7 protein-coding genes are annotated in these 11,349 nt (G+C 38.6%); 3 read left to right on the top strand and 4 right to left on the bottom strand.

The features are described from left to right. The first annotated feature begins 87 nt into the window (after positions 1–87). Genes H4J70_RS13525 through H4J70_RS20910 form a run of 3 tightly spaced genes read left to right on the top strand, consistent with a single transcriptional unit; the run spans position 88 to position 5,733 of the window. Positions 88–609, top strand: coding sequence for a shikimate kinase (locus H4J70_RS13525; RefSeq protein ID WP_182214319.1), 522 nt, complete (start codon positions 88–90; stop codon positions 607–609). 34 nt (positions 610–643) lie between these two features. Next, positions 644–1,954 (top strand): exonuclease subunit SbcD, encoded by a 1,311-nt coding sequence (sbcD, locus tag H4J70_RS13520; protein WP_182251282.1) that lies wholly within the window; start codon positions 644–646, stop codon positions 1,952–1,954. Then, positions 1,951–5,733 carry an AAA family ATPase gene (locus tag H4J70_RS20910; RefSeq protein ID WP_182251281.1) on the top strand — a complete coding sequence of 1,261 codons (3,783 nt, stop codon included), beginning with the start codon at positions 1,951–1,953 and terminating at the stop codon, positions 5,731–5,733. The genes sbcD and H4J70_RS20910 overlap by 4 nt, the downstream gene beginning before the upstream one ends. A gap of 68 nt (positions 5,734–5,801) precedes the next feature. Here H4J70_RS20910 and H4J70_RS13510 read toward each other — a convergent pair whose 3' ends face one another. The 4 genes from H4J70_RS13510 to gloB all read right to left on the bottom strand — a co-directional run bounded on the left by H4J70_RS13510 (position 5,802) and on the right by gloB (position 11,288). Next, the gene (locus tag H4J70_RS13510; RefSeq protein ID WP_182251280.1) at positions 5,802–6,602 is read right to left on the bottom strand and encodes a hypothetical protein; all 801 of its coding nucleotides are present in this window, start codon (positions 6,600–6,602) and stop codon (positions 5,802–5,804) included. 167 nt (positions 6,603–6,769) lie between these two features. Continuing rightward, the gene (asnB, locus tag H4J70_RS13505; protein WP_182241826.1) at positions 6,770–8,434 is read right to left on the bottom strand and encodes an asparagine synthase B; all 1,665 of its coding nucleotides are present in this window, start codon (positions 8,432–8,434) and stop codon (positions 6,770–6,772) included. Positions 8,435–8,646: 212 nt separating this feature from the next. Further along, complete coding sequence (locus tag H4J70_RS13500) at positions 8,647–10,365, bottom strand: LysM peptidoglycan-binding domain-containing protein (RefSeq protein ID WP_182251279.1); 1,719 nt, start codon at positions 10,363–10,365, stop codon at positions 8,647–8,649. Between the two features lie 92 nt (positions 10,366–10,457). Further along, positions 10,458–11,288: a hydroxyacylglutathione hydrolase gene (gloB, locus tag H4J70_RS13495; protein ID WP_310733526.1), complete on the bottom strand. Its 831-nt coding sequence runs from the start codon at positions 11,286–11,288 to the stop codon at positions 10,458–10,460. Between the last annotated feature and the right edge of the window lie 61 nt (positions 11,289–11,349).

Below are 11,349 nucleotides of genomic sequence, written 5' to 3'. Positions count from 1 at the left end.
ACTTGTTTTTTTGCATTAAAACGCTAATTTTTTATCATCGGTTCAGGTACACTACCTTTGATAATAATATGACAAAAGGTGAGCTACTTGCAAAAAATCCTTATTTTTGGCAATGCTGCAGCAGGTAAGTCGACTTTAGCTAAAAAAATAGCGGCAAAACAAGGCTTAGCACATTTAGATCTTGATACGCTCGCCTGGCTGGCAACATCTCCACCGCAAAGAAAATGCCTGTCAGATTCAGCCATTGCAATTGACACATTTACTCAACAACATGAAAATTGGGTAATAGAAGGATGCTACAGTGACTTACTAGAGCTACTGATTAATAATAATGCAGTAGACCATGACAACGTTAACAAGAAAGCGTTTGCTAACGAAATTATCTACTTAGATATAACGATTAATACATGCATTACCCATGCTGAAAATCGTCCGTGGGAAGCGCATAAATATCCATCAAAGCAAGCTCAGGATGATAATTTAGCCATGCTAATCGATTGGATAAAGGCTTATGATACACGCACCGATACTTTTTCAAAGCTAGCTCACCAGCAACTTTATACTCGCTTTGTCGGTAAGAAAAAAACCATAAAAACCCATGAAAAATAACTCACACCTAGGTTTAAAACCTTAAGATAACTTTATGAAATTTCGTATTCTCCATACTTCTGACTGGCATCTAGGCCAAAATTTTTACGGTAAAAGTCGTGCTGCAGAGCATCAAAAATTTTTAAATTGGTTACTCACACAAGTTAGTGAACATGACATTGATGCAGTGATTGTTGCGGGTGATATTTTTGATACCGGCACGCCACCTAGCTATGCCCGAGAAATGTATTTTGATTTTATTGTTAATATGCATGAAAAAAACTGCCAATTAATCATTCTGGCCGGTAACCATGACTCTGTTGCCATGCTTGGTGAGTCGAAGCAGTTATTGTCACATCTATCATGTCAGGTGATCACCAGTGTTAGCGATAAGATAAATCAGCAAGTAATTACGCTTAACAATAAACAAGGTCAACCAGGGGCGATATTGTGTGCTATTCCTTTTATCCGCCCGCGCGATATTATTAGCAGCAGTGCGGGGCAATCTGTTAAAGATAAACAACAGTCATTGCAGCAAGCGATTAGTGAACACTATCAAACACTATTTACCCAAGCAGAAGTTATTTCTTCAGTAAATGATGAAAAAAAATTATCGGTTATTGCCACCGGGCATCTAACCACCGTTGGTGTGACCAGTAGTGAGTCGGTGCGCGATATTTATATTGGCACCTTGGAAGCTTTCCCTGCCAATGCTTTTCCGCAAGCCGATTACATAGCGCTTGGCCATATCCATCGCAGTCAACGGGTTGCTAAATCTGAGCATATTCGTTATTGCGGATCGCCAATAGCCTTAAGCTTTGATGAAGCAAGTCAAACTAAAAAAGTCTTAATTGCAGAATTTGAACAAGCAAAACTGAGTCAGGTTATTGAACAAGATATTCCCTGTTTTCAACCTTTATTGATGGTAAAAAGTAAATTAGAACAGCTCAGTGAAGATATCAATAAGCTGGTTAGCGAGCTCAATAGTTCTAAGACCTCATTAGAGAAAGAACAAAAAATTTGGCTTGATATTGAGATTAACAGTGCTGAATATTTACAAGATTTAACCCCTCGCATTGAAGCGCTTGTCAAAGAACTACCGGTAGAGGTCTTGTTGGTGCGACGCAGTAAAACATCTAGGCAGTCGATGCCAGAAAGCCAAAAGAAAATTACCTTAAATGAATTATCTTTAGCCGAGGTGTTCTCAACGCGATTACAGCAAGAAAATTGGCAAACAGACACAGAGATAAACCAAAAAAATCGACTTGAAAAAATGTTTGCGCAAACGCTAGAGCAAGTGCAACAGCAAAATACCACAGGCGAAAAACACAGTGAAAAATCTCAAGTTGCAGGTGAAACTAAGTGAGAATATTAAGTTTACGATTTGAAAATATCAACTCACTTAAAGGTGCGTGGAAAATTGATTTTAGCCAAGCACCTTTTGACAATAGTGGCTTGTTCGCCATTACAGGACCAACAGGCGCTGGAAAAACCACCATATTAGATGCTATTTGTTTGGCGCTCTACCATCAAACACCCCGTTTAAATATTTCAGATAAGCAAAACCAATTAATGACCCGCCATACGGCGAGTTGTTTAGCTGAAGTTGAATTTGAAGTGAAAGGTAAAGCTTACCGAGCCTTTTGGAGTCAACGACGCGCTAAAAATAGTGTTGAAGGGAATTTACAGAAACCGATTGCGGAACTTGCTGAAATTTCAATGTCGACAGCAGATAATGATCAAATAATAGCAACAAAAGTCTCGCAAGTGCGCAATGAAATAGCCAGTTTAACCGGTTTAGACTTTTCTCGTTTTACCAAATCTATGATGCTTTCACAGGGACAGTTTGCCGCTTTTTTAAATGCCCCCAGCAACGAACGAGCTGAACTTTTAGAAGAGTTAACCGGTACTGAAATTTATGGGCAGGTTTCACAGCAAGTCTATCTGAACCATAAAAATGCCAGTAACGACTTAAAAATATTACAAGCACAGAGTCAAGGTACCGTTATATTATCGGCAGAAGAATTAACCACGTTGACTCAACAACTTGCAACGCTTGGTGATGATGAACAACGAGTGACCACTGAACATGATTTGTGGCAAAAAGCACATCTTTGGCAACAAAAGTCGCTTGAAAACCATAACAGTATTAATGTGGTTAACAACCAACTTGAGTGTGTAGCACAAAAAGAGCGCGACGCCGAAGATGACTTACGCTTATTGGCTTTAGCTAAGCCGGCTGAGAAATTGCGACCTGTTTTCGAGCAACATCAGCAAAAAATACAATTACAAAAATCATTAGTGGTCAGTAACAATGAACTTTTAAATAGTTGTAAAAATATCGAACAGCAAACAACTATCGCTCAGCAAGCCTATGAAGCCTTAACGAAAGAGCAGGGCATTCAATATTTAGCCGATCAACGCATTGAAAATCTGATCATTGAAGAAGTGATCCCCCTGGATAACAAAATCTTTCATTGGGTTAAACAAAAAGAAGAATCAGCCAATAAATTAGTTGAGTTAGCTAGTGCTCAACAATTATCAAAAAATAATTGTGACAAGTTAGCTAACGAGCAAGAACAACATCAAGTACAGTTTATTAAAAATGAAGGCTTTATTAGCAATAATCAGATATTGAAACTTTTGCCCGAGAAGCTGCCATTATGGCAAAGTCAGTATCAATATTTATCGCTCACTGAAGATGAAGTGCAGCAAATCCTGAGTGACCAAAAAAGCTTACATTTACAACGTCAACAATTAAATGTTCAACAAGAAACCCAGCAAAATTTGATCAATAAACAGCAAAGTGTGCAAGATGGTCTTATTGAGCGATTTGAACAATATCAACAAGAAATAACCGACGTCCTAGCGCAAGTGTCGATGAATGACCGATCAGCTTTACAAAACAAGATACAACAACGACAGGGGCAAATTGCTGAGCAAATAACTGCCCTTGAAAGCGCTCGTCGCTTTAACTTTTTATCAAACGAAGTCGCTAATGCTAGTGCCGATAACGCAGAAAAAAAACAGCAATATCAACGCGTTTCTGAACAAGTACTTGAATTAAGAAACCAATATCGACAAGTGCAGATAAGGCGTGATGATGTCATGCTTATTGTCGATCAACAAAAAACTATTTTATCGTTAAATGAACATCGTAAAAATCTTCAGCCCGAGCAAGCGTGTCCATTATGTGGTTCAAATGAGCATCCGGCTATTGACGAATATTCATCATTAGCCGAGGGGGAATCGTCTGAGTACCAGCAAAGGTTTGAGCAGTTAACGCAACAATTAAAACAATTAGAGCAGCAAGGCAAGGCTCAAGCAGAAATACAAGCTCAGCTTAAGGCGGAACTTGGCGTTGCCGATAAACAACAAGAAGAAAAATTAACAGAGCAACAAGTTTTATTCAGTCAATGGCACTCAAAAGCACAGCCACTCGATCTAGATTGTCCAATAGCAGATTTGGCCTTTATTGAGTCTTTTATTGGCGAGCGAGAAAATAAGCTAGAAAATTTTGTTAACACAAACGTTAGGCTTCAAAAGGCTGAACAACATTTACAGCAGTGCCAGCAGCAATTAGTCGCTGCTGAAAAAGATAAATCAACGCTTGAAAACCAAGCTTTACTGCTGATAAATAATCAAGAAAATGTCCAAATAAGTTTGCAACAATTAACGGTTCTTCTCACACAAAAGCAAAAAATTAAGGCCGAAGGGCTTACTGCTTTTAAAGCCGATATTACCGCCATCGCCAAGCAGGTAAATACCGAGCAAAGTAGCGTATCATTTGCAGCGTTGTTTAACGAAAACACTGAAACGCTAACCAGTAATGAAATTTTTTCTACTTGGTTTACTGAAATAAGCGAACAAGTAAAACACTATCAACAGACGTTGCAACAACAAGAACAGTTCTTGCAGGTCATTACAGGGTTAAAGCAACAGTTGGCTGTTGCACAAATACACCACAATGGCCTCAATGACGACCACGCGCAAGTTAGTCAAACTCACGGGCAAGTGATTAGTGAACTTAAACAAGCTCAACAGCAACGCTTTACTCTTTTTGAAGAAAAAACCATTAGCCAAGTCAGAGCGGATATCACCACTAAGCGTAATGCGGTAGCTGATGAGCTTGATAAATTACAACAAACTTTTCAGCAATGCATGCAAACGCATCAACACCAACAAGGTCTTTTAAAAAGCGCTGAACAGCAATTAAAACAGCTTAATGAAGAAGTTGAATTATTGACTTCAGTGTGGCAAAACGCCTTATCTAAAAGTGATTTTTCGCAAGAAGTTGATTTTATCAATGCGTTATTACCCCCTGATAAACAAGATGTGTTTCAGCAAGTGTCAGACAGTATTACCCTTGAAAAACAGCGTTCACAAACACTACTTGAACAATATCAGCAACAACTTCAACAATTGACTATTGAGCAAGCTGCGATTCAACAAGCAGGTGTTACTGATTTTAGCACCTTGGCGATCACGGAAAAATTGGCAGCATGTAAAGAGCAATTGAAACAAGCGCAGATACAACTAGGACAATTAGGGCAAACATTAAAACAAGACGACATTCAACGCCAACAACAACAAGGTTTACTTGAAAAAATAACGGCTTTACAAACAGATGTTGATGATTTAGCCCATTTAAACGGCTTAATTGGTTCGGCAGATGGCGCGAAATTTAGAAAGTTTGCTCAAGGATTAACGCTCGCTCATCTCGTTTATTTAGCGAATCAACAGCTCGAGCGCTTACATGCTCGTTATCAACTTAAGTGCCAACAATCGGAGGCATTAACCCTTGAAGTCCTTGATACATGGCAAGCAGACAGCGTACGGGACACCAAAACACTTTCTGGCGGTGAGAGTTTTTTAGTGAGTTTGGCGTTGGCGTTAGCTTTGTCTGATTTGGTCAGCGCCAAAACCAGTATCGACTCTCTTTTTCTTGATGAAGGTTTTGGCACACTTGATAACGATACACTCGAAGTGGCACTTGATGCGTTAGACAGTTTAAATGCTAGTGGCAAAATGATTGGTGTCATAAGTCATGTAGATACGCTTAAAGAACGTATTCCTGTGCAAATAAAAGTTAAAAAATGCAGTGGCTTAGGTGTAAGCGAGCTAGAGAGTCAGTTTAGATTTTAGTCGACAAGGGGTAGGTAAGAGTAGGTTATTAAATAGTCATTAACCTACTCTTGCTTATTATTACGGTGCTAAGAACCTTCAACGAAAGGAGGTGCTGTTCTCGCAGGTATGTTGCTTAGTGCTTCTAAACTTTCAACTTTTAATAATAATTTTTTATTCTGCTCACTGAGTTGAGTGACACGACTCGCCAGGGCTATTTGCTGTTTATCACGACGTTGAGAGTTTGACTCTATAGCGGATAACTCCAGCGATAAATTTTTAATATTTTCAGTCAACTTTTCTTTTAGCGCGTCTATTGAGAACTCAGTAGCTACTTGCTTATTATTGACCTCGTTTACTGTGGCGTTTGTTGCCACAAGTGTTTTACCTTGAGTTACCGATAAATCAGTCAATAATTTATTGTCTTTTTGTAAAGTCTTAATTTCAGATTGGTTTCTTCGCCAAGCAGAAGCCCAGAGCTTGTCCATTTCTTCCCACAGTTTATCACTGGTCTTGCCGAGTGTTTCTATGCGTACTTTCATCTCTACTGCAGATTCACCCATTTCTTCGCCTGTAGCGGAAAGTTGGTGCTCTAAGTCGGCAATACGTTGCTCTGCTGAAGCTATAATGGCATTTGTTTTAATATTTTCTTGATAAAGCCAATAGCCAGCACCCGCAATAAATAAATAGATAAAAATAATAGCCGCTTTAGCTATTTTTATTGGTGGCGAATTAGGTGTTTTTTGTGGCTTTACTATTTTAGGCTGAGGTGATGTATTATCAACCGAATTAGCTGAAGCGGGAGAATAAGTTCGAGTATTTTTGAATGCCTCGACCTGATCTTTATCAGGCGTGATACTCGGCATGTTATGGTCGATTTGCTTGGTCAAAATATTTTCCTGTTAGTACTATTTATATCATTTTTATCTTATTGGTTATTCTACACAATTATAATTCTATGTATTCAAATTAATATCATTATTTTAATGAGATAAAAAATTGAAAAAAAAACCAACAAGTCAGACTTATCGGTTTTATAATATTTTAAGGATAAATGCTAGTAACTATCGTTATGAACACTCATTACCGCTCGACCTGAAGGGTCAGCATTATTTTGAAAACTTTCATCCCATGCTAATGCTTCTTCAGTACTACAGGCAACAGATTTACCACCAATAACACAGTCGGCTGCTGAGGAAAGTGGAAACTTATCTTCAAAAACAGTACGATAAAAGTAGGCTTCTTTACTGTCTGGTGTATTCACTGGAAATTTAAAGTTAGCCGTTGCAAGTTGCTGATCGGTCACTTGAGACTCAACATGCGCTTTTAAGCCGTCAATCCAAGAATAACCAACGCCATCAGAAAACTGCTCTTTTTGACGCCACAAGATCTCTTTAGGCAAATAACCTTCAAACGACTCACGTAAAATCGCTTTTTCCATTTTTCCATTGCCACACATTTTATCTTCTGGGTTGATGCGCATGGCAACATCCATAAAGTTTTTATCTAAAAATGGCACTCGGGCTTCAATACCCCAAGCTGACATAGATTTATTGGCACGTAAGCAATCAAACTTATGTAATCTGTCTAACTTACGGTTAAGTTCTTCATGAAACTCTTGTGCGTTAGGCGCCTTATGGAAATATAAGTAACCACCAAAAATTTCATCAGCGCCTTCACCTGAAAGTACCATTTTTATACCCATGGCTTTAATTTTACGCGCCATTAAGTACATAGGGGTAGAAGCTCGAATAGTGGTGACGTCATAAGTCTCTAAGTGATAGATAACTTCTTGTAAGGCATCTATACCTTCTTGCTCAGTAAACACCACGCTGTGATGAATAGTGCCTATGCTGTCTGCTACTGTTTTCGCGGCAATTAAATCTGGTGAGCCTTCAAGACCACAAGCAAAGGAGTGAACCTTTGGCCACCAAGCTTCAGCTAAGTCATTATCTTCAATACGGCGAGCGGCAAATTTTTGCGTTATAGCCGATATTAGCGATGAATCTAAACCACCCGATAATAAAACACCATAAGGTACATCAGTCATTAAATGACTTTTAACCGACTCTTCTAGCGCTTCACGAATTTTTGTTTTACTGGTGGTATTATCTTTAATCGCAGAATATTGTTGCCAGTTACGTTTATAATACTTTTGTAACTTGCCAACACGACTGTCAAGAATATGGCCAGGAGGAAACTCACTCACTGTTTTACAAATAGGCATCAATGCTTTCATTTCAGAGGCAACATAAAAGTTACCGTCTTCATCATAGCCAGTGTAAAGTGGGATAATACCGATATGATCGCGTGCTATAAGGTAAGAGTTATCAGTTTCGTTGTATAAACAAAAAGCAAACATGCCTTGAAGTTTATCAATAAATTCGACGCCAAATTCTTTATATAGTGGCAGAATAATTTCACAATCTGAGCCAGTTTGAAATTGGTAATCTACCGTTAAGTTTGCTGCTAGGGCTTTATGGTTATAAATTTCACCATTTACAGCGAGAATGTTTGTTTTGTCTTCGTTATATAATGGTTGAGCACCATGCTCAGTATCAACAATTGATAAACGTTCATGCACTAAAATAGCATGTTCGCTGCTGTAAATACCGGACCAATCAGGACCACGGTGACGTAATAAACGAGAATATTCTAGGGCTTTCGGACGAAGTGCATCTGCACCTGTTTTTATATCTAATATACCAAAGATCGAACACATTGAAGCGCTACTCCTTTAAATTATTAACAAATTGTGAGGTACGTATAAAATTAATCGTTTATACGATAGGGCCACTGTGACAGCTATAAAAATATTATCAAGTGCTATTTTGCTGAATAACTTATATATGGTTATAAAGAGCCGTTTTTAATGTAAAAAAAACGCTAAAGACTGCAGTCAATAGCGTTTTATTAACCATCAAATGTTATTGATTAAATATTGTTAGTCACATCAACCGACAATTTTATCATTTGACCAGGTTGTAAATATTTTTTGCGATTTAAACTGTTCCAGCGTTCAATATCACTAATTGAGACCCTAAATTTATTGGCAATACGTGCGAAAGAATCACCACGTCTTACCTTGTAGGTGATATTTCGCATGATTGCCTGCTCTGGCGGCTGGTAAGACGTTGTGCTGGCTAAATTGTCTTCAACCACAGCGCTTTTCTGCCAAATAACCAGTTTCTGGCCAAGTTTTAAAACATCGCGTGGCGCCATACCGTTCCATTTTGCAATACTTCGGCTACTGACCTTATAGGTTTGTCCTATATCCCATAAAGTATCGCCTGCTACGACAAGGTGTGTTGTTTTCTCTCCACTTCGTTGACGGTTTTTAGTTGTCGCCGTCCGTTGCTTTTGAGAAAAAACATAACTGTCGAGCGACTGCGTCGCTACAGGAATTAATAAATGTTTGCCCGCACGAATTTGTGTGCCTCTAATATTATTAACCTGTTTAATTAACTTGATATCAGTATTAAATTTATGGGCAATTTCACCTAAGTTATCACCTTCTTTAATTTTATAACGTTGCCATGCTAAACGATCTTCTTGGGGAAGTTCAGCAAGCTTCTTCACAAAATTAGCGACTTTATGGTTTGGTATCAATAAACTGTGAGGGCCATCAGGGTCAGTTGCCCAACGATTAAATCCAGGGTTTAAGCGCTGTAGTTCAGCCAAAGATAAATCAGCTAACTTAGCCGCTTTTGCTAAATCTAACTGCGATCCTATATCAATATTGGTGATCTGACTCTTGTTTTCAATTTCGTAAAGTTTAATATTGAAATCTTCAGGACGTTTTATTACATCGGCCAACGCAAGTAATTTTGGTACGTAAGCTCTAGTTTCTCTGGGTAAATCTAAAGACCAAAAATCTGTTGGTAAATTCTTACGAGCATTTTTCTTCATTGCGCGTTTTACGCGACCTTCACCAGAATTATACGCAGCGAGTGCTAATAACCAGTCGCCATCAAAAAATTTGTTTAAATATTTTAAATATTGAATCGCACCTTGTGTTGATGCAATGACATCACGGCGTCCGTCATACCACCAGTTTTGCTTCATATTGAATCGCTTGCCGGTTCCTGGAACAAATTGCCACATACCTGAAGCACGACCATGAGAGTATGCAAAGGGATCAAAAGCACTTTCAACTATAGGTAAAAGCGCTATTTCTAGCGGCATATCATTTTTTTCAAGTTCTTGCACAATATAAAAAATAAAGGGCTCAGCACGTTTTGCTACGCGGTCAAGATATTCAGGATGTTTTACAAACCAATTGCGTTGCTGCGTAAGGCGTTTATCTTCTGGAATTTCAAAGGTAAATTTAGTGCGAATACGTTGCCAGATATCATCGGATACATAAATATCATCAACAATTTCTGGGTCAGTTAAGGTAAATTCTACATCCGCAACCGGATGAATAATGTCAATGTTTTCATCGGCTAATATCGCCTGATTAATTTCAGCAGTGCTAGCGATCATCCGTTGGCCAATATCTGTTGCTTGAGCGCCATCACTATTTTGCACTGACGTCGCTTGACAACCCATTAGCATGACCGAGAAAGCAACAGAAAATGATAGCGGTAGAGCTTTTGCAAAAGTATATTTTTTAGCAGGTGATTTGTTTGATGTTTTTAAGATAAATTTCATGTAGGCACTATATTATTTTACTTAAGGTTAGTTTCACTTATTTAGCCTGCTTATTCAAGCGTGGCTAATACATTAGTCAAAGTGTTCTCGGCTTAGAATTCATTCTTCCACTGCCTAATAACGGTGAAAGTTGCTAAGGTATTTATTGAGTTTTTACCACTATAATCAACAGCGCTTTCGATGATTTCTTGTTGTTGGCAACGTAAAAAAGGATTGATTTTTTTCTCAAGTAAAATAGAACTAGGGATGGTGGGAATATTTTTTGCTCGTCGTTCTACTACTTGATTGTAATAGTGAACGAGTTCAGCGTTATTTGGCTCAACCGCTAAAGCAAACTTTAAATTGGCTAAGGTGTATTCGTGCGCGCAGTAAACATGTGTTCGATCGGGTAAGTCGGTTAAACGGGTTAAAGCGCTCAACATCTGTTTTGGTGACCCTTCAAATATCCGCCCACAGCCGCCTGAGAATAAAGTATCACCACAAAAAACAGCATCACCAGTGTAATAACCGATATGATCTAAGGTGTGCCCAGCGAGATCAATGACTTCAAAAGAAGTTTCAAGCGCAGGAATTTCGATTATTTGCTTAGCGACTACCCGTACATCAACATTGGTTATCTTTTCATTTTCAGGCGCGTAAACAGTAAGTGGCCAGTTCTTATTTTTACAGTAGCTCTTTAACTCAGCAACACCACCGGTATGATCAGCATGATGATGGGTGATTAAAATAGCGCATAGCTGTAAATTATTTTCCTCTAAATAAGTAATGCAAGGTTTAGCATCTCCGGGATCGACCAGAGCAACGGGTTTTAGCGTTTTATTATCGGTCACGTTTACTTCATGAGAGGTTATTGCCCAAAAATAATTGTCGGTAAAAGCGGGGATTGCCGTAATCAAAATTGGCTTTAGTGTTTGACTTTGCACGTTAAATCGTCCTCAATGAAGGTAAAGTAAGTAGTATACCCGTAAACGAACTAAAAAGGCG

The sequence above is a fragment of the Colwellia sp. BRX8-9 genome (assembly GCF_014077245.1).
In the GTDB taxonomy this organism is placed as follows: Bacteria; Pseudomonadota; Gammaproteobacteria; order Enterobacterales; family Alteromonadaceae; genus Colwellia_A.
The sequence above is the reverse complement of the archived record's forward strand: the minus strand, read 5'-3'. Positions and strand labels throughout refer to the sequence as shown.